Genomic DNA, 15,761 nt, shown 5'->3' on the forward strand with positions numbered 1-15,761 from the left:
CAGTGCGCCTAGTTTTAAGGCGAACCGACAACAAGAAACCCGACATGCACGGCTAACAGATCGTGAGGTCGAAGGGGGCCGCACCCCCCAAGGAGACGGACCTAGTACATCCATCTTGTTGGGCGGATTCGGCCTTATAGCTTTCCCCTCGAGTACTGGCGAGGCTCGCCAGTGCCGGGACAGGGAATCCGTCTTCGGTCCTCTCGATGCTAGTCGTGCGGCCATCGGAGGTGGTCGCGCATGACGAGAGATACCAAACAGACAACGAAACTAAACGACACCGAGAAGAGCAAACTCGAGAAGCTTGCAGAGGCACACGACTGTAACCAGTCGGCGCTCATGAGGCAGTGGATCGAAGAGAGCTGGGAAGAGAACTTCGGCGACGTACACCCCGACGCGTTCGACCGCCACGACATGGACATCGGGGCGATCGTCAGCGGCGAGGTCGATCCCGGCGAAGTCGAAGACAAGTTCAAGATGGACGGCGAGCAAACGCCGAGTGTCCCCGCCGCGGATGGCGGGCTCGGCGCTGCGGTCTCGCCGGCCAGTCACACCCCAACGCAGACGCCGACCGGGCTGGCAAAAGCCGGCCCGGCGCTGTCGTGGGACGAACTGAAAGAGGCGGTCGAGCGTCACTGGGACCCCGACGAGGGCGACGAGGACGGCGAAGAGAGCACCGTCGGTTTCGAGATCCACCCCGACCGCGTCGAACCGGAGTCCTTGAAAAACAACCACGAGGTGTGTGCGAAGATTATCACCGGCATCCTGCGCCACGAGCAGGACGTAATCGCCGGCCCCCTAATCGAACAGCGCATCGAGGATTACCTCGGTCACAAGGTCACGCGCGCGGACTACGAAAGCGGGCTCGAGTACAAGATCAACCAGTACAAGCCTCAGATTATCGGGCACCTGGAGGATCACCCGAACATCACGGTCGAGACCTACTACGCCTCGGAACAAACGCTCAAAGACCAACTCCCCAGCTACGTCGAAGACCTCATCGACGAGTTGCATTCGAATACCGCACCCGATCTCGAAACATGGCTCGAAGAGACTCGGAATCTCGAGGTCGGTCGGATGGAATTCGAGGACTACGACGACTGGCTCGAGGCGCTGCGACAGTACCGCGTCGCGATCGCGAAGCTCTCGGGAGTCCTCGCACACGGCCAGTTCGGCGACATACTCGAGGAGAAACTCGACTACCCCGAAGAGCACTACGACGACGCCGCCAGCTACCTCGTCTCGGTAATGCGCGGTGCGAAAGACGACTACACGAACGCATCCGAGCACGCCCGATACGTCGTTATCAACGAGTACGCCGACCTTGACGACGGCTACCGGCTCGATCTTGACGAAACCGAGACGGCCACGATCGACTTCGGGACACGCGAAAACGCCGACGGCCAGATGCCGCTCGGAGAACGGTTCACGGTCATTGGAGAGAATCTGTGACCATGACCGAGAAAATCGATTCCGACTCGGTACTGTTTGCCGTCCCCGAAGCGGACGACGAGTCCGAAGACGAGGTCGACCTGAGCCCCTTCGAGGACTACTCGCCGATCCACGAGCCCGACTCGTCGCTGTTCGATGTGCCCGACGGAGAGGATTCGGTCAGTGATATCGTCCGGGCCGTCGACGGCGCGGTCCCGGTTCGGGACACCGACCCCCTCAGCAACGAGACGAAAATCGAGTTCGATGCCGAGCAAGAAGCGGAGGCGCTTGGGATCATAGACAGTACCGACGACCAGCGGGAATCCGCGGAGTGACGGCATGTCGGTGCCAGCCCACTCCGTAGCTGTTGCTATATCGATTCAAAAAATATCCCCGAAAGGTACGTACGTATCTGAATTCTTTTTCTCGAGAGGTGCGTAGCCCGATGCCATTTATCGCCTCTCGAGACGGCGAGAGTGTAATTCCCGAACAGGTCGAAGACGGCGAAGATGTGTGGTGTCGGGCCTGTCTCGAGCGGATGCGAGCACGCGGCCCGTTTGAGGACGGGACGGCGCGGCACTTCTATCACGTCGAGAACGACCAGGGCGGCGCTGGCTGTCGCGACGGCAGTCCCGGGGAGTCGGCCACTCACCTGAAATGGAAATCGTGGGCCGTCTCTGCGCTTCGGCAGCGATACGACAACTATCACGTGTGCGCGCCCGAGGTGCCGATCGACGTGACCAGGACGGAAACGGAAACTGACGAACGACGAGCTGACGCGCTGCTCGAGTTCAACGAGCGAAACCGGTTCTACGGCAACGGAATTATCGTCGAAGTGCAGCACTTGAACGTCAGTAAGGACATCCGCGGAACGACACACGACTACCTCCAAGAAGGGTACAGTGTCTACTGGGCGACCGAGGACGACTTTGAGAACGATCGGTTCGACCTCGAGCGAATGGAAGAGGCGTTCAACGAGGGTCGCCGATCGGCGTTTTCGGTGTACCGATCCGAGCCGCCGCGTCTGGATGCGCCCGAACCACTGTCGGTAACAGAGGGTGAAGAGAAAGCCTACACAACGGTAAACCCAGTGCCCGAGTGTTCGCATGAGTTCGTCCCGGCACCAGAGGGGAGTGTATGCCTCCGTTGTGGGTTAGAGCTACGGCTATGCATCTACGATTCATATAGAGAAGAGTTGCGCCCCTCATCGAACTATAGCCACCGTGTGCGCGCAGAGAGGGTCTTGGCCGCAAACACAGCCTCTATTGAACGTCCAATTGAGTTCGAAGAGATAGAGGAATATGGAGATCCCCCAGACGACCACTCACACCATTGGGGCCACTCTAAGGATTTAGTGAACGGTGAGAAACACCACTGTCGGTACTGTGACGCGACCCTTATGGAAGGCGTTGGCCGGATTGTCTTGAACCACGAGTAGTTCATCGCGATCGCCGCGGCCGACGGTGTCTTTTGTTGATCGTCTCGAGTAGACCAGCTACAGGTGGCGACTGTATCAGAACCCAGAGAGATCCGCGAAAAAATTTCTCGGTGAGAAGCCGTACCGGCAAGGGATGCCGCGACTTTTTTCCTCGAGAAGTAGAGAGGACGGCTACCGGGTGGCGATTTTAGACTGACAAAAGATCGAACGTACGGGCCCGTACGAAATAATTTTTTTTTGCTCCGAGACCGTCCGAGCGTGTAGGAGGGGTTCAACGAAACCAAGACCGTCGGAAGAACGTTTCTGGGACGCGAAAAGCGAAGAACTGCAAAACAGGACAGAGAGAAGCTAACGAGACCGGCTGCGGCTACGTTCCCCTTCACCTTGCCTCAAAAGGTCTACTGCGGTCTAGTAGGATACTACAGGTTAAAAGAGTTTCGGTAGAAACTCAATGTGCTACACTATGGTATATCTTTAGTTTCCGGGAGGATCGTGGTGAGTCTGTCTCGGTCTACCCCACCGTGGAATCTATCTTTCCCTGCCGTCTCGAGGGCTGTCCTCTTTATCCTCTCCTTTCGGCCCCTCTCGCCGTCCTCTCACCCCGCCGCACACTCTCGGAGGGTCTGAGAGCAAGAAAAAATTATTCCCCGAAAGATGCGTACGTACATCGAGAACTAGAGAGGTTCTTCACTCGTCGGCCACGTACCAGACTCTCGCATTTGCGCTCAACGATTCAGACATCACTTCATCGTCGTCCTCGAGCTTGGTCAGCCGACGATACGCTGTACTCTGGTTACAACCGAGTCTTTCGGCGATCTCCGTTGTTGATGCGACCGGACACTCCCGGACCGCATTCAGAAAGTCGTCGTCGGTGTATTCGTCGTTGAAACGCTGTGTCTCGTCGTCTCGAGACCGATCACTCATTATCTGTACGCACGCACTGAGGCACCAAAAACCCACGCATGACAGTCATGCATGGCAAGAACTAAGTCAATCCAGTTGAATGTAATAACTACCGAAGCATCTCGCTACGCGGCGAATCTCAGCGTAGAACCGTCGCGAAAGCAGTGTGCTGCCACACACTGCGACTGCACTGCGAGTGCTTCGTGCGACGACTAATCACAGAGCAATCCCACGAAGCATGCCCACGTTACAGCGTAACCGACTTAAATCTAGTCGGACCGGATCGAGTACAGAGAACAGTTCTCAAACCGCACGTCAGCCACGCGACCGACAGTCGTCCGACGGCATCGCGCTTGCGGCCGAACCATCCTACGATCGCGAGTACAACGCACTGCTCTCGTTAGAGGAGGCCGTTCGCCAATGAGCACGCCCTACGCGGCCGCCGAGACCGACCGGCCGGCCTACCCCGAGGTCAAAGCCGAGTTTGGGGAAGATCCCGCTCGGTACCTCGCCGTCGACGAAAACGACGAGCACGACGACCATCCGCTCGCACTCGCCCACGCGCGTATCAAAGCGATCGACGACCGCGAGTTACTCAAACACTGGCAGCGGATCGAAGCCAAACACTGGGGCCGCACCGAGATCATGGCCCACCTCAATGCTCGCGAGCGCGAGCTGACCGCAACCGATACGAGCGCCGACCCGGCGACGGCTGGAGGTGACGTGTAGATGTCCCGCGGACGCCATGTCGCAGTCGATACGGACCAGATTCTCGAGTCGCTTGCGACGCTGGCCGACGACGGCGAAACGATCTCCGAGGGCGGCGTCGTCCCCAAACGACTCGCGACCGAATGCGGCTATCACAGAGCGACCGTGCTGCGAGCATTGGAATCGCTCGTCGAGGAGAGCGCGGCCGAAGTGGTCTGGGGATTCACGGACACTGGCCCGAAGAAAAGTTTCCTCCCGTGCGAGCCGGCCGACGGAGGTGCCGAATAATGCCGTACTGTTGGGACCACGAGGACTGCCCGCGGGAGAACTGCGAGGGCGAACTCCAACAGCAAGACCAGTACAACGTCATGTGTCTGTCCTGCGAGCGCGTCTGGACGCACGTCAGATCGGAGACGACCCACTCGCTCCAGACGGCGAACTTCGAGACCGTCGCGGAGAAACCGGTCACGATGGCCGACGGCGGAACGAGCCCTGAGACCGACTGCGACGGAAAAGTCGAGTGGCACTACGCCATCGACCACGCGGAGAGTTTCGAGACGCGACATGAGGCCGCCGGGGAGGCTGCGATTATCAACCGCAACCGAGACGAACGCCGGCGCGACGTGACCGTCTGGGCATACCCCGAATGCGACTGCGAGGAATCGGTGGTAACTTTCGACCATGGAGACTGCTGCGGTCGCTGCGGGGCGGTGATAGCATGACGGACGACGCTGAATCCAGCGCCGGCGAAGAAGACTACAAGGCTCCGGGGGATTACGAAGACCTCGATTCCCACGACCGAATTTTCGCCCGTGGGGATATTGCACACTGGAATATCGCGGTTCAGGACCTCCGCGAACTGCTACGAACTCTTGAAGATCCAAACCTAAACGACCCGGTCGAACGACGCGAAGTTGAAGAAGCCATCTTCCACGAGTTTGGGGAGATAGAGCGAACTTTCCGTGACGCTTGGGACTCGAGGACAAAAGAACTGGATAACGCCGGCGATCACCCACCACTCACGGACACTGACGAATCGGGTGACTCGAGTCAATGACCGAACCCCGAACCATCACCCTCGAGATCCCCATCCCACAACCAACCCTCGAGCACGCACTCTGGGCGCTGGTCGCCGTCGCGATCGCCCTCGACGCACTCACCACGCAGGTCGGCCTCGCAAACGGGCTGAGCGAATCGAACCCGTCGGGCCGGGCCGCCCTCGAGTACGGCGCGCTCGGATTCGTCGCCCTGAAAGGCGCGGCCGTCGGGGTCGGGCTGGCCGGACATGCGTTGCTCCGGTGGGTCGATCGGCCGACGTGGGGGCTTATCGCGCCCGGGCTTATCGCGGCGGTTTGGCTCGGCGCGGCGCTGTGGAATCTGCGGCTCCTCGCTGAAATCGGGGTGGTCGCGTGATGTGCTCGTATTGTGACCGCGACGACGGCCACACGCGCGAGCACTGTCCCGAGCGTTTAGAGGACAAGTACAGGACGGTCGACCTCCGGGACGGCGAGACGACAGACGACGACAGTCACGCCGATGTGGTGGCTTCCCAACTCGCCGAAGCCGACGACGAGACGCTCGAGGAGACCGACGGCGAGGACGACGACCGGGAAGTTCGATGTGACGGCGGTACTCCTAATTCCGACACGCACTCTGCGCTAAAAAGAGAAATCGCACAACAGCGAGCGGTTGACAACATCGACACGCAGATCGACGCAGCGCTGGCGGACGCTCGGCTCGGTGTCCTGCACAAGCCGTTCGCCGACGCACCGGGCGCTATCGACGCGAACCCGGCAACGTGGTGGGACTATTTCTGGGCGGAACTGTCGCCCGTCCCGACCGACGCCTACCGTGACAGCGCCGCGGAACAGGCCAGCGGACAGGTTTCGCTGGGCGATTTCGACCGACTCGTCACGGACGGCGGCACCGTCTGGACCGAGACCGAACAGGCTCGTCTCGAGGTGGGCAACACGCGGAAGCCGATCGCCGTCAAGAACGCCCGACGAGTCACCACTGGCGACCTCGCTGCGCTCGCGATGTGCGCCCACCGCTTCGACCCGTCGGACGTTGAGGGCTGGTACACACACGAGTTCGACGACGTGCTCCGGCAGTGGATCTGTTCGAATGTCGAGAGCGTGATCGCGCGACTCTCCCCGCACTGCGAGACCAAGGACGGCGATCTCCCGCCGCTCCATCCCGCCGACGACCTCTGGGTCGGGGAGGTAGAGACTGGACCAACGCAGACGACGCTCGACGCAATGGAGGACACCCAATGATCCGCCTCACCCGACTCCCCACGCTGTCCACTCAAGCCGCCCGCCGACTCGGCTGTGCGACCGTCGCGACGGTTCTCGGGGGCGATTTCCGATGACCTCCGCACGCGGCTGGAAGCCCAAGGCGGCCGACTCGAGCGCCCCACGCTGTCGGAACTGCGGCAATCAGGTCACGCGACAGTTCGCCCGCGTCTTCGGCGATAATCGCGACCGCATCCACTCGTGTCCCGACTGCGCGACCTACCGGGAGATGAAAACCGGTGCTGTTCCCAAGGAGGTCGGAGACCAATGAGCGACGAAACCACGCACTCGCCGCTCACGTCGGCGAGCATGGACCCGGAGAACAACGAGTACGCGACCCCGCCGAAGATTTGGCGACCGATCGATCGCGCCGTCGACGGCTTCGATCTGGACCCAGCTAGCGGCGCGGAGTCGTCGCCGATCGCCGAGACGCGCTACACGAAAGCTGACGACGGACTCTCGAAAGCGTGGTTCGGCAACGTGTGGCTCAATCCACCGTGGAGCACGAATGGCAACGGGAACGCGAAACACCGCTGGCTACAAAAGGCCCGTAGCGAGGCCGCGCGAGACGCTGTTGACCGCGTGGTCGTACTCATCCCGTCGGACACTGGCGCGCACTGGTTTCACGACCACGTGCTCGAAGCCGATGCGGTCTGTTTCGTCGGCCCCGGACGCATCCCGTTCGAAGGCGTCGGCGTCGATCGGAACCCGTCGTTTGCACTCGTGATCGCGGTGTTTGGTCCCGTCGACGACGAACTCGCCGACGCACTCCATACATTCGGTGCGGTCATGCGCGGGAGAGAGATGTACGAACCGCTGCAACAGGCAACACCCCCGACCGCGACCGATGGAGGCACGGACCAATGACCGACCACACCACGCTCGTCTGCGAGCACCACGGGTCGGCCGACTGTCTCCGATTCCAGGGCGGCGAGATCGACATCCGAGACGGCGCAGTCGCCTACGCCGAGTTGCACTACTACTGCGAGCACTACTCCCGACTCGAGGGCGTCTACCGACTCGCCGAGGACGTAACGACCACCCACGGCGCGATTCTCGAAACCGAAACGCGCGGGACGCCGCTGGATGAACAGCGAGGGATCGACCAATGACCACTGGTCGCTACGGCAAGGCCGTCGACCACGACGCCCTCATGGAGACGGTCGCCGACCTCGCAGCCCGCGGCGAGACGCTGCTCGGCGGCGGTGTCTCGCTGGATACGATCGCCGAGCACTCAGAGTTCGAACGCTCGACGCTCGCGAAACACTGTCGCAAACTCGCCGATCGGGGCGACCTCGAGCGACGGTGGGGCGTCGGCGAGAACGGCCCGCAGGCGGCGTATCTGCCTGCCGATGGAGGGCAAGACCGATGAACTCCGATATCGACGCCTACACGAACGACATTCACGAGGGCGACGCCGCGGAGACGCTGGCGAAGATGCCCGACTCGTCGATCCACTGCGCGGTCACGAGCCCGCCGTACTGGCAACTTCGGGACTACGAAATCGACGGCCAACTCGGGCAAGAACCAACGCTCGAGGACTACGTCGCGTCGATCGTCGAGATTGGCGAGCAGGTCCGCCGTGTGCTCCGCGACGACGGGAGTTGGTGGCTCAATCTCGGCGATGGATACGGCGACGACAAGCAGAAACAACTGGTCCCCCAGCGCGTCGCGATCGCGCTCCAAGACGCCGGGTGGCTACTCCGCAACGATATCGTGTGGGAAAAGACCGGTGGCGGCGTGCCCGAACCGGTCACCGACCGCGCGACGAAAGGTCACGAAATGGTCTATCACCTCGTGCCCGCCGACGGCTACTGGTACGACACCTACGGCGTGAATCCCGACGGAACGCCCGTCGCGGACGTGTGGGACATCTTCCCGACGCCGTATGATGAGGCCCACTTCGCAACTTTCCCAAAAGCGCTCCCCGAGCGGATGGTCAAACTCTCGTGTCCGCCGACGGTTTGCGCGGCGTGTCAGACCCCATACCGCCGCGCGACCGAGGAAATCCAGCCGTGGACGCTCTCGCCCGACGACGTTGAGCGGCCGCAACTGAAACGCGCGCTCGAGCGATACCACCGCTCCGATCTCACGCCGGAACACCTCGAAGCCTGTCGCGCACTCGGCTTCGCCGATGCCGGCCACGGGAAGAACTGTCAGACCGGCACCGGGAACAACACCGCCCGAGTCGAAGACCTCGCAGCCGAAGCGAAAGCGGTGTTGGATGGCTATTTCAGAGAGTTCGCGACGACGAAAACCGAACCTGATGGCTTCGAGCAATCCTGCGACTGCGAGACTGACGCGACCGAACCCGGCATCGTACTGGACCCGTTCGCGGGCGCTGGCACGACCTGTCTGGTCGCGAAGCGACTCGGCCGCCGATTCATCGGAACCGAACTGAATCCCGAGTACGTGGCGCTGGCACAGAAACGAATCGGCGTCACGGTCGATGAACCCGACCGACTGCTCGAGGACGACGAGACGAGTCTCAGCGCGTTCACCGATGGAGGTACCGACCGATGAGCACCCGAAACCATCCGAAAGGACCCAAAATGGCAACCACACAAACCCCAACGACCGACGCACCGACGCTGCCGACCAACACCCACCCGTGGCCCGCGTTCGACCGCGAGCACGACCCCGACTACCTCGCCGAGAACGACCCGACCGAGACCGAGCGCACGACGCTGGCGGACTTCGGGGGCATCGAGCCGAGCGAGCCCGAGCGAGCCACAATCCCGATCGACGATCGCGAGACCACCCGGCAGACGAGTGTCTTCGAGTTCCCGACCGCGTGGTGGACCGACGCGGATCGACTCGAGACGCTGTTCGACGAGCGGGATCTCGCACTCGGAGAGATATCGAATCTGTTCGGCGACGACCGATGCTACGAGGTCGTCCGATCGCAGTTGAACGAACTGGGTGTTCGGGACCCGGATACAGACGGCGCGGGCATGGCGGCGTTTCTCGAGAACGCTTCGCCCGGCGACGTGGGCGACCCGCTGCCGGATGCGTTTCAGGACGACGACGGAGGTGCGTCGGCGTGAGTTCCCAAACGCAGTACAAGGACGAACGGCCGTGTATCGTCTGCGGCGAGCCGATTTCGGCGAGCAAGCAGGCCGAACACCTCCGAGTCGACTGCGAGGGCGAACTCGAGGGGGAGAAAGCGTGACGCGACTGATTTCCGACTCCGAACAGGCGGCCCCGTCCGATGTCGAACAGGCGATCGAACAGCTCGAGAACAGCGAGAATCCAGACCAATGACAGGCCAGACCAGCGACGACCGTACTGTCGAATCGAACGGCGACCGAATCACGGCCACGCTCAACGGCAGCGAACTCGAGGACGACTGGCAGACCATGCAGCGACTCGCCAAGGATATCCTTCGCGAAGCGGAGACGCACAAGACCGACCTCGAGAAAGCCGAGGCGATCTCCGGTGCGTGGGTTCGCGTCTCGTGTGACTGCTGTGACTACGAGGAAGAGTTCGAATACGCACGGACCGTCCGCGAGCGGAATGCGACGCCGGAGGGCCACGCTGACCACCCGGATTTCGACTGTACGGCCGACGACGTGACGGTCGAAGCGTTCTGCCCGCGTCACGGAACCATCCCCCTGGCTTACGACGAGTGTGACGGCTGTGCCGATGTTCGGAACGTGATGAACCGATGAGCCCCGATATCTCGTGGCCGCCACAGTTCCCACGAACGGACCCGCAGGACCGCACGCCGAACAACCGCTTCGAGGCCACGCTGCGCGAGTCGATCGACGACCTCGCCGATGAACTCGAGCGCGTCGGGGCCGACGACTGGCGACTCGAGACGGGTGCCGAACACCAACAACGGAACCCGAAATATCCCTACGCGAACGCCTCGCCCGACGATCCGGGCGCGGTCGTGCGCTGGACGATGGACGGCGACCAGTACGCGGCGGCCTGTGACGCCTACACGCGCTTGCGAGACAATATCCGGTCGCTGTACCTCTACGTCCGCGAGAAACGGAAGATGGAATCCCGGCCGGTGACGACCGGCGAGAGCGAGTTCGCGAACGCCCGGCTGCCACCCGCCGACGAGGAGATCGCCGTCGAAGCCGAGCCGCCGGCCCACGTCGTGCTCGGCGTTGATCCGAACGCGGGGCCGGAGGAAATCACGCAGGCGTTCCGGCGACAGGCGGCCGTCGCCCATCCCGACCAAGGCGGGAGCCAAGATGAGTTCCTGCGATTGAAGCGAGCGAAAGAGACGCTACTCGAAAAGGTGGCAGCATGACCGACCACCGACACGCGACCGACCGAACGGAAACGGTCGTCGTCGCGGGCTGTCCCGAGGGCTGTCAGTCGTTCGAACTCGAGAGCGAGGGCCGCGAGGAATCCGTCGAGACGCTTGTCGAGACGGTCAAAGAAGCGTTCGGCGAGTGTTCGCAGTGTGGCGAACCGATCGGATTCCTTCGGAAGGAAGAACCCAGCGAGGTACTCGAATGACGGATATCCAGACCGCGCCGAAACACATCCACCATATCGCCGTCACGAGCGACGACGACCGGCCACTCCTCCCGATTACGAGAGAGCACATCGGGCGCGACGCGGCCGTTCTCTACCCGATCGGTGACGACCAAGCCGGCGGTATCGACCGCTACCAGCGCGTGCTCGAGGACTTCCTTGGCCTTTCGGTCACGGTCACGGATGAGATTCACGACGCCGACGGACTCTACGCCGCGGCCTATCGCCGACTCCGCGACGACCTCGAGCACCACGACGCCGTGTACGTGAACCCGACCGCACTCGAGACGCGGGCCGCCCACCTATTCACGACGGCCGCCCAGACGCTTGCGCTCGAGCGCCCGGGCGACCGGTCACACCTCTCGGCCTACACTGTCGATCGCCACGACGAACCCCGGACACTCCCGCTTGCACCGGACGGCGACCCAGACACCGAGACCGAACACCGAATCCTCGGAGCCCTCGCCGCCGGTTCGGACCCGCCGTCGGTCTCGGATCTGGCCCGGTCACTCGCGGACGGCGACTGTGACGAGTCGTTCCGCTCGAAGGTCCAGTACAACGTCCAGAAACTCGAGGAAAAGGGCTACCTCGAGCGGATCGATGCGGGCCACACGCTCCGGCCGCGACTCTCGCCGATGGGACGGCTCTGGACGCGCGCGAACAGTCTCGACATGGAGGAAACCGCATGAGCGAATCCGAATCCGACCCGTTCGACTACGTCACGCCGTCGGACCTCGAGCCGACGGACACCCACGACTACGAGATCGACTCGGTCTGCGTTGAAAACGACGACTATCCCGACGAACTGGCGATCTTCGATGCGAACAGCGAGGGACAACTGACCGAGACGTGGATCGCAGCGACCGGCGAGTCGTTCGTGGCGCTGGCCGACTGGCGGTAACGCCGGCTCTTTTTCTGGGACGTACTTGAGAATCAACTCTCGCTTCGCCGTCTTATCGAACCCACAATATCACGCGCTCCGATCCTGTCGCGTCCGCTTACAAGCCGCTCGGTATCGTGTCGGCGGCCGGCAGTCCTCGAGTGCGGGACATCGGTCCGAGCGACTGCGTCGCAGTCACCGGAATCCGGTCCGATAGTGGTGGCAGAGAGATAGTGCCCGTATCCGAGACGAAATCGAACACATCGATATCACCGTTCTGCGGATCGGAGACGGTCGTATTCTGAAATCGACAATTCAACCGGCGACTGTCTCGAGCGACAGGTACGGTTGTAGAATCACCGTCTCTCCTACCCTGATACCACCCGCCCGACGCCGACTACCGGGACCACTGAACCGTAGCTAAATATATTCTCTCACCGAGAGAAATAGCAATCTCTCAGTTCTATAGAACACGAAAACCGACTGTCGGGGGAACGTTTATACCTAATAACACAGAAATATGAAGTATGGCGAAAGCTGATACGACGCCACGAGAGACGGTGCCTGAACTGACCGGATTCCAGCGCGATCTGCTGTATACGATCGCCGACGCTGCACCGGCGAAAGGCACGAAAATCAAAGCAGCGCTCGAAGACTACTACGGCGAAGAAATCAACCACGGCCGACTGTATCCGAATCTTGACGAGTTGGTCGATAGTGGGCTCGTGTGGAAAGGCGAGCGCGACAAGCGAACCAACGAGTACGGACTGACCGGAGCCGGCGAGGCGCTGCTCGCACAGCGGTGTGAGTGGCAAGCGGGCAAACTCGAGGGGGTGAGCGCGTAATGGCTGTCTACCGGATCGACGCCGACTACAACGCAGACGGGCCGGTGTTGACCAACTCTGACGAGGACTTCCCCGCGCGCATCAAAGTCGCGACGAAAGATTCGTTCGGCGAGCTGCGACTCTCCCGAGACGACTACGCGAGCGTTCTGGAACTCGTCGCGGGCGTTGTGAGCGACGACTTCCCCGACGAGTGCGAGATCGACGGCGGATCGGTCGCGATCAATCCCGCACCGCCGGAGACCGAGGACACGTGGGAACTCGAGATTCGAACTGACGGTCTTCATTACAAGTTCACGCTTTCGGAGGCCGAACTCGGCGGCCTCGAGAATCTGCTCCGGTCGGTCCATCCCGACCATGATCCGGCCGACAACGCGGACGTGGAGGTGCGTGCGTGATGTCCGAATCCAGTGAGATAACGCACTTCGAAGTGACGGTGAAGAAAGGCGAGCACGGCGAGACGATTGACGTAATCGATATCGATGCAACGTCTGAGCCGGACGCCCATCGGAAGGCAAAGCAGCGAGACGACGTGTACGATGTCATGACCGGGTGTACCACTGAATACCGTCTCGATGAGAACGGGGGCAAGGTCTACTGAAATGCCGACCGAAGAGGCAACCCAAGACGAGGATATCGCGTGGGAAGTCAACCTCTGCTACTCGAAGTTCAACGAGTCGCCGAGTGACGAAACGCTGACTGTCGCAGCGCCGGACCGCGAGTCGGCGATCGAAGCGGCTCGCGAAGTCTCTCGAAACAACCCGCCGAAGGTCGGCCCGGTCTACAAGTGCCGTGAGATCCCGGTCGGCCTCTGTGAGAACCGAGGTGAGGCGTAGATGCCGCCGGTCTATGTGCTTACCGACGGTGACGGTGAGCGGATTCGCGGAGAGGTCTACGACGACCCGGATGCGGCGATCGACGCTCGGGCGCGGTTACTCGGACAGGACGACTACGATCGCGACGCCGAGGTTACTGTTGAAGTGCAAGACGACCGGCCCGACGAGAAGACGGACGGCTATGAGTATCGTCTCATGGGCATGGCAGAGACGGGCTGGCGATGCACCGAGTGGGAAGACTACGAGACCGTGCTCGAGAAATACCCAAAGGCTCGCGATTCATGGAGCGGAATCGCCTTAGAACGCCGCGAACCCGGCGAGGACACAACGATCGAACGGAAGCCCCGTCCAGATGTCGAACAGTGGAAACCGGTGACCGAAGACATGACTCACGTCAAAGGCGAGGAGGTCGGTTCGGCATGAGTACCGACGACACCACACTCGAGCCGGGAACGACCTTCAAAACAGCCACGGGCGAGTTTCAGGCGGTCGACGACCCGGCACTCGGTACCGTCGTCACGGAAATTGGCGACCGAGAGATCGGCGCTGACAGAGTCCCCGATATCGGCGACGACTGTCCACGGCCCGACTGCGAGGGCCACGTCGAATCAGTAAACGACCGGCGCTCGTGTAGCGAGGGCTGTCTCGAGTGGTTCCGAACAACGCCGGCCGACGGCGACCCGTGTGACAAGTACGGCGATCGGTGTGACGGTACGCTCCGGGCCACCGGCGAGACCGAGTGGGAATGCGATACCTGCGACCGAAGCGGGTGGTCGGCCCGGGTGACGTGGCGCGAAGCGTGGCTTCCCGGCGCGGATCGTGGGGGTGAGGAATAGATGCCACTACACGGCCCACGCGATCCCAAAAACAAGGGCTACCCCTACGGTGTCCGCATCACGGTCGCCGGGATCGACTGTTACAGTGTCGGTGCCGAAGGCCGCCGCGAAGCCGACTCACTCAAGTCCCAACTCGAGCACGCGGAGGGCGTCACCGAGGCGGAGGTCGTTCACTATGGCTGAGACCGACGACCGCTACGCCTACTCCCGACTCACGGACACGTGGTACCGCGTGTTCGACTACGACCACGTCGAAGGCGACAAGATTATCGCCAACTCGAAAGAGGAGGTCGCCCGCGAGGACGTGCCCCAAGAATGGCTCGAGCGTATCGATGAACGACCGCTTCAAGCGGAGACCGATTCACAATGAGCACGCACGAATCCCAACAGACCGACGAAACCGAATCGAAACGACGCACTGCGATCAACCAACTCGGCGGCCCACGCGCCACGCAGATGTATTTCGACGCCGAGCGCGAGCGCCCGGTTGTCCTCGGGCAGAAAGACGGCTGGGGCGTCAGCAAGCGCGACTACATGGAGCGGACGTGGTACGTGATCCACCCGCGGTGCTATCTCGCCGACTCTGGCTGCGAGATCGAAACGATCACCCAGCGCACCAAGCTCGATCGGATGGAGACCGATCGCTACCAGGTACTCCCCGACGAGACGGTCGACCAGATCCTCGAGACCGCGCAAGCGCGGAATCTTACGTGGTGGAAAGCCGAGAGTCCGCATATCCCCTACGACGGCGAGGGTGGCGTCAACGTCTACGTCGACGGCGAGTACCTCGAGCACCGACGCATCGAAAACGAACACGAGGTGACGGTTCGGGACGACTGGCCCGACGACCGGGCGACCGTTGCGGTCCACGTCGAGTATGGCGACGAACCCGGTCCGATCGTACTCGAGACCGACGGCGAGACAATCGAGTACACGCGGGCGGGCGACCCCGACCGTCTCGAGGAGGGCGTGGTGTTCGAACCCGCCGACGGCAGTGACGGCCCGACGGTCGAACTCCGCGTCGATACGGGCTGCGAAGAGTGTGGCGAGACCGAGTACGAGCTGTCGGAGGTGGCTGTGTAGATGCCGGTCGACACCA

At 61.9% G+C, this 15,761-nt stretch carries 31 protein-coding genes; 30 read left to right on the forward strand and 1 reads right to left on the reverse strand.

The genetic code is table 11. The features are described 5' to 3' along the window. Positions 1-240 precede the first annotated feature (240 nt). The 3 genes from C489_RS05700 (at position 241) to C489_RS05710 (ending at position 2,869) form a co-directional block, all read left to right on the forward strand. Complete coding sequence (locus tag C489_RS05700; protein WP_006430220.1) at positions 241-1,452, forward strand: hypothetical protein; 1,212 nt, start codon at positions 241-243, stop codon at positions 1,450-1,452. A gap of 2 nt (positions 1,453-1,454) precedes the next feature. Next, the gene (locus C489_RS05705) at positions 1,455-1,766 is read left to right on the forward strand and encodes a hypothetical protein (protein ID WP_006430221.1); all 312 of its coding nucleotides are present in this window, start codon (positions 1,455-1,457) and stop codon (positions 1,764-1,766) included. Positions 1,767-1,876: 110 nt separating this feature from the next. Further along, positions 1,877-2,869 (forward strand): hypothetical protein, encoded by a 993-nt coding sequence (locus C489_RS05710; protein ID WP_006430222.1) that lies wholly within the window; start codon positions 1,877-1,879, stop codon positions 2,867-2,869. Between the two features lie 687 nt (positions 2,870-3,556). On the opposite strand, the gene C489_RS05715 is transcribed toward C489_RS05710, so the two are convergent. Further along, on the reverse strand, positions 3,557-3,793 hold the full coding sequence (locus tag C489_RS05715; protein ID WP_006430223.1) for a winged helix-turn-helix domain-containing protein: 237 nt from the start codon (positions 3,791-3,793) through the stop codon (positions 3,557-3,559). Positions 3,794-4,192: 399 nt separating this feature from the next. Between C489_RS05715 and C489_RS05720 the strand changes: the two genes are divergently transcribed. From C489_RS05720 to C489_RS05845, 27 genes are all read left to right on the forward strand, one after another. Further along, positions 4,193-4,501, forward strand: a complete 309-nt coding sequence (locus tag C489_RS05720; RefSeq protein ID WP_006430224.1) for a hypothetical protein — start codon at positions 4,193-4,195, stop codon at positions 4,499-4,501. Next, positions 4,502-4,768 (forward strand): helix-turn-helix domain-containing protein, encoded by a 267-nt coding sequence (locus tag C489_RS05725; RefSeq protein ID WP_006430225.1) that lies wholly within the window; start codon positions 4,502-4,504, stop codon positions 4,766-4,768. Then, positions 4,768-5,202 (forward strand): hypothetical protein, encoded by a 435-nt coding sequence (locus tag C489_RS05730; protein ID WP_006430226.1) that lies wholly within the window; start codon positions 4,768-4,770, stop codon positions 5,200-5,202. The genes C489_RS05725 and C489_RS05730 overlap by 1 nt, the downstream gene beginning before the upstream one ends. Then, entirely contained in the window at positions 5,199-5,537 is a 339-nt protein-coding gene (locus C489_RS05735) for a hypothetical protein (RefSeq protein ID WP_006430227.1), read from the forward strand. The genes C489_RS05730 and C489_RS05735 overlap by 4 nt, the downstream gene beginning before the upstream one ends. After that, positions 5,534-5,893, forward strand: coding sequence for a DUF5658 family protein (locus C489_RS05740; RefSeq protein ID WP_006430228.1), 360 nt, complete (start codon positions 5,534-5,536; stop codon positions 5,891-5,893). Before C489_RS05735 ends, C489_RS05740 begins: the two co-directional genes overlap by 4 nt. After that, a complete protein-coding gene (locus C489_RS05745) occupies positions 5,893-6,756 on the forward strand; it encodes a hypothetical protein (protein ID WP_006430229.1) in 864 nt (287 codons plus the stop codon). Before C489_RS05740 ends, C489_RS05745 begins: the two co-directional genes overlap by 1 nt. Before the next feature lie 91 nt (positions 6,757-6,847). Then, the gene (locus tag C489_RS05750) at positions 6,848-7,045 is read left to right on the forward strand and encodes a DUF7563 family protein (protein WP_006430230.1); all 198 of its coding nucleotides are present in this window, start codon (positions 6,848-6,850) and stop codon (positions 7,043-7,045) included. Beyond that, positions 7,042-7,641: a DNA N-6-adenine-methyltransferase gene (locus C489_RS20695; RefSeq protein WP_006430231.1), complete on the forward strand. Its 600-nt coding sequence runs from the start codon at positions 7,042-7,044 to the stop codon at positions 7,639-7,641. Before C489_RS05750 ends, C489_RS20695 begins: the two co-directional genes overlap by 4 nt. Continuing rightward, the gene (locus C489_RS05760) at positions 7,638-7,886 is read left to right on the forward strand and encodes a hypothetical protein (RefSeq protein ID WP_006430232.1); all 249 of its coding nucleotides are present in this window, start codon (positions 7,638-7,640) and stop codon (positions 7,884-7,886) included. The genes C489_RS20695 and C489_RS05760 overlap by 4 nt, the downstream gene beginning before the upstream one ends. Then, entirely contained in the window at positions 7,883-8,146 is a 264-nt protein-coding gene (locus C489_RS05765; protein WP_006430233.1) for a hypothetical protein, read from the forward strand. Before C489_RS05760 ends, C489_RS05765 begins: the two co-directional genes overlap by 4 nt. Beyond that, complete coding sequence (locus C489_RS05770) at positions 8,143-9,297, forward strand: DNA-methyltransferase (RefSeq protein WP_006430234.1); 1,155 nt, start codon at positions 8,143-8,145, stop codon at positions 9,295-9,297. The genes C489_RS05765 and C489_RS05770 overlap by 4 nt, the downstream gene beginning before the upstream one ends. Before the next feature lie 29 nt (positions 9,298-9,326). Beyond that, entirely contained in the window at positions 9,327-9,821 is a 495-nt protein-coding gene (locus tag C489_RS05775) for a hypothetical protein (protein ID WP_006430235.1), read from the forward strand. Next, positions 9,818-9,946, forward strand: coding sequence for a hypothetical protein (locus C489_RS22860; protein WP_275039569.1), 129 nt, complete (start codon positions 9,818-9,820; stop codon positions 9,944-9,946). Before C489_RS05775 ends, C489_RS22860 begins: the two co-directional genes overlap by 4 nt. Positions 9,947-10,034: 88 nt before the next feature. Further along, the gene (locus tag C489_RS05780; RefSeq protein ID WP_006430236.1) at positions 10,035-10,445 is read left to right on the forward strand and encodes a hypothetical protein; all 411 of its coding nucleotides are present in this window, start codon (positions 10,035-10,037) and stop codon (positions 10,443-10,445) included. Beyond that, positions 10,442-11,038 carry a J domain-containing protein gene (locus tag C489_RS05785; RefSeq protein ID WP_006430237.1) on the forward strand — a complete coding sequence of 199 codons (597 nt, stop codon included), beginning with the start codon at positions 10,442-10,444 and terminating at the stop codon, positions 11,036-11,038. Before C489_RS05780 ends, C489_RS05785 begins: the two co-directional genes overlap by 4 nt. After that, entirely contained in the window at positions 11,035-11,250 is a 216-nt protein-coding gene (locus C489_RS05790) for a hypothetical protein (protein WP_006430238.1), read from the forward strand. Before C489_RS05785 ends, C489_RS05790 begins: the two co-directional genes overlap by 4 nt. Further along, positions 11,247-11,957, forward strand: a complete 711-nt coding sequence (locus C489_RS05795) for a MarR family transcriptional regulator (RefSeq protein WP_006430239.1) — start codon at positions 11,247-11,249, stop codon at positions 11,955-11,957. Before C489_RS05790 ends, C489_RS05795 begins: the two co-directional genes overlap by 4 nt. Beyond that, on the forward strand, positions 11,954-12,169 hold the full coding sequence (locus C489_RS05800; RefSeq protein WP_006430240.1) for a DUF7511 domain-containing protein: 216 nt from the start codon (positions 11,954-11,956) through the stop codon (positions 12,167-12,169). The genes C489_RS05795 and C489_RS05800 overlap by 4 nt, the downstream gene beginning before the upstream one ends. 506 nt (positions 12,170-12,675) lie before the next feature. Further along, positions 12,676-12,993, forward strand: a complete 318-nt coding sequence (locus C489_RS05805; protein ID WP_006430241.1) for a PadR family transcriptional regulator — start codon at positions 12,676-12,678, stop codon at positions 12,991-12,993. After that, a complete protein-coding gene (locus C489_RS05810; protein ID WP_006430242.1) occupies positions 12,993-13,388 on the forward strand; it encodes a hypothetical protein in 396 nt (131 codons plus the stop codon). Before C489_RS05805 ends, C489_RS05810 begins: the two co-directional genes overlap by 1 nt. After that, positions 13,388-13,591, forward strand: coding sequence for a hypothetical protein (locus C489_RS05815; RefSeq protein ID WP_006430243.1), 204 nt, complete (start codon positions 13,388-13,390; stop codon positions 13,589-13,591). The genes C489_RS05810 and C489_RS05815 overlap by 1 nt, the downstream gene beginning before the upstream one ends. Before the next feature lies 1 nt (position 13,592). Then, positions 13,593-13,826, forward strand: coding sequence for a hypothetical protein (locus C489_RS05820; RefSeq protein ID WP_006430244.1), 234 nt, complete (start codon positions 13,593-13,595; stop codon positions 13,824-13,826). Further along, positions 13,827-14,249, forward strand: a complete 423-nt coding sequence (locus C489_RS22545) for a hypothetical protein (protein WP_006430245.1) — start codon at positions 13,827-13,829, stop codon at positions 14,247-14,249. Continuing rightward, on the forward strand, positions 14,246-14,662 hold the full coding sequence (locus C489_RS05830; protein WP_006430246.1) for a hypothetical protein: 417 nt from the start codon (positions 14,246-14,248) through the stop codon (positions 14,660-14,662). The genes C489_RS22545 and C489_RS05830 overlap by 4 nt, the downstream gene beginning before the upstream one ends. Beyond that, positions 14,663-14,845, forward strand: coding sequence for a hypothetical protein (locus C489_RS05835; RefSeq protein WP_006430247.1), 183 nt, complete (start codon positions 14,663-14,665; stop codon positions 14,843-14,845). It abuts the gene before it with no gap. After that, entirely contained in the window at positions 14,838-15,032 is a 195-nt protein-coding gene (locus C489_RS05840) for a hypothetical protein (RefSeq protein ID WP_006430248.1), read from the forward strand. Before C489_RS05835 ends, C489_RS05840 begins: the two co-directional genes overlap by 8 nt. Then, positions 15,029-15,745: a hypothetical protein gene (locus C489_RS05845; RefSeq protein ID WP_006430249.1), complete on the forward strand. Its 717-nt coding sequence runs from the start codon at positions 15,029-15,031 to the stop codon at positions 15,743-15,745. The genes C489_RS05840 and C489_RS05845 overlap by 4 nt, the downstream gene beginning before the upstream one ends. The last annotated feature ends 16 nt before the right edge of the window (positions 15,746-15,761 follow it).

Origin of the sequence: Natrinema versiforme JCM 10478, assembly GCF_000337195.1 — an archaeon.
Lineage (GTDB): Archaea > Halobacteriota > Halobacteria > Halobacteriales > Natrialbaceae > Natrinema > Natrinema versiforme.

What these genes read in the sequence shown, in the direction of transcription:
- C489_RS05700 (WP_006430220.1), top strand. Translation starts at nt 241, where the DNA reads ATGACGAGAGATACCAAACAGACAACGAAACTAAACGACACCGAGAAG.
- C489_RS05705 (WP_006430221.1), top strand. Translation starts at nt 1,455, where the DNA reads ATGACCGAGAAAATCGATTCCGACTCGGTACTGTTTGCCGTCCCCGAA.
- C489_RS05710 (WP_006430222.1), top strand. Translation starts at nt 1,877, where the DNA reads ATGCCATTTATCGCCTCTCGAGACGGCGAGAGTGTAATTCCCGAACAG.
- C489_RS05715 (WP_006430223.1), bottom strand. Translation starts at nt 3,793, where the DNA reads ATGAGTGATCGGTCTCGAGACGACGAGACACAGCGTTTCAACGACGAA.
- C489_RS05720 (WP_006430224.1), top strand. Translation starts at nt 4,193, where the DNA reads ATGAGCACGCCCTACGCGGCCGCCGAGACCGACCGGCCGGCCTACCCC.
- C489_RS05725 (WP_006430225.1), top strand. Translation starts at nt 4,502, where the DNA reads ATGTCCCGCGGACGCCATGTCGCAGTCGATACGGACCAGATTCTCGAG.
- C489_RS05730 (WP_006430226.1), top strand. Translation starts at nt 4,768, where the DNA reads ATGCCGTACTGTTGGGACCACGAGGACTGCCCGCGGGAGAACTGCGAG.
- C489_RS05735 (WP_006430227.1), top strand. Translation starts at nt 5,199, where the DNA reads ATGACGGACGACGCTGAATCCAGCGCCGGCGAAGAAGACTACAAGGCT.
- C489_RS05740 (WP_006430228.1), top strand. Translation starts at nt 5,534, where the DNA reads ATGACCGAACCCCGAACCATCACCCTCGAGATCCCCATCCCACAACCA.
- C489_RS05745 (WP_006430229.1), top strand. Translation starts at nt 5,893, where the DNA reads ATGTGCTCGTATTGTGACCGCGACGACGGCCACACGCGCGAGCACTGT.
- C489_RS05750 (WP_006430230.1), top strand. Translation starts at nt 6,848, where the DNA reads ATGACCTCCGCACGCGGCTGGAAGCCCAAGGCGGCCGACTCGAGCGCC.
- C489_RS20695 (WP_006430231.1), top strand. Translation starts at nt 7,042, where the DNA reads ATGAGCGACGAAACCACGCACTCGCCGCTCACGTCGGCGAGCATGGAC.
- C489_RS05760 (WP_006430232.1), top strand. Translation starts at nt 7,638, where the DNA reads ATGACCGACCACACCACGCTCGTCTGCGAGCACCACGGGTCGGCCGAC.
- C489_RS05765 (WP_006430233.1), top strand. Translation starts at nt 7,883, where the DNA reads ATGACCACTGGTCGCTACGGCAAGGCCGTCGACCACGACGCCCTCATG.
- C489_RS05770 (WP_006430234.1), top strand. Translation starts at nt 8,143, where the DNA reads ATGAACTCCGATATCGACGCCTACACGAACGACATTCACGAGGGCGAC.
- C489_RS05775 (WP_006430235.1), top strand. Translation starts at nt 9,327, where the DNA reads ATGGCAACCACACAAACCCCAACGACCGACGCACCGACGCTGCCGACC.
- C489_RS05780 (WP_006430236.1), top strand. Translation starts at nt 10,035, where the DNA reads ATGACAGGCCAGACCAGCGACGACCGTACTGTCGAATCGAACGGCGAC.
- C489_RS05785 (WP_006430237.1), top strand. Translation starts at nt 10,442, where the DNA reads ATGAGCCCCGATATCTCGTGGCCGCCACAGTTCCCACGAACGGACCCG.
- C489_RS05790 (WP_006430238.1), top strand. Translation starts at nt 11,035, where the DNA reads ATGACCGACCACCGACACGCGACCGACCGAACGGAAACGGTCGTCGTC.
- C489_RS05795 (WP_006430239.1), top strand. Translation starts at nt 11,247, where the DNA reads ATGACGGATATCCAGACCGCGCCGAAACACATCCACCATATCGCCGTC.
- C489_RS05800 (WP_006430240.1), top strand. Translation starts at nt 11,954, where the DNA reads ATGAGCGAATCCGAATCCGACCCGTTCGACTACGTCACGCCGTCGGAC.
- C489_RS05805 (WP_006430241.1), top strand. Translation starts at nt 12,676, where the DNA reads ATGGCGAAAGCTGATACGACGCCACGAGAGACGGTGCCTGAACTGACC.
- C489_RS05810 (WP_006430242.1), top strand. Translation starts at nt 12,993, where the DNA reads ATGGCTGTCTACCGGATCGACGCCGACTACAACGCAGACGGGCCGGTG.
- C489_RS05815 (WP_006430243.1), top strand. Translation starts at nt 13,388, where the DNA reads ATGTCCGAATCCAGTGAGATAACGCACTTCGAAGTGACGGTGAAGAAA.
- C489_RS05820 (WP_006430244.1), top strand. Translation starts at nt 13,593, where the DNA reads ATGCCGACCGAAGAGGCAACCCAAGACGAGGATATCGCGTGGGAAGTC.
- C489_RS22545 (WP_006430245.1), top strand. Translation starts at nt 13,827, where the DNA reads ATGCCGCCGGTCTATGTGCTTACCGACGGTGACGGTGAGCGGATTCGC.
- C489_RS05830 (WP_006430246.1), top strand. Translation starts at nt 14,246, where the DNA reads ATGAGTACCGACGACACCACACTCGAGCCGGGAACGACCTTCAAAACA.
- C489_RS05835 (WP_006430247.1), top strand. Translation starts at nt 14,663, where the DNA reads ATGCCACTACACGGCCCACGCGATCCCAAAAACAAGGGCTACCCCTAC.
- C489_RS05840 (WP_006430248.1), top strand. Translation starts at nt 14,838, where the DNA reads ATGGCTGAGACCGACGACCGCTACGCCTACTCCCGACTCACGGACACG.
- C489_RS05845 (WP_006430249.1), top strand. Translation starts at nt 15,029, where the DNA reads ATGAGCACGCACGAATCCCAACAGACCGACGAAACCGAATCGAAACGA.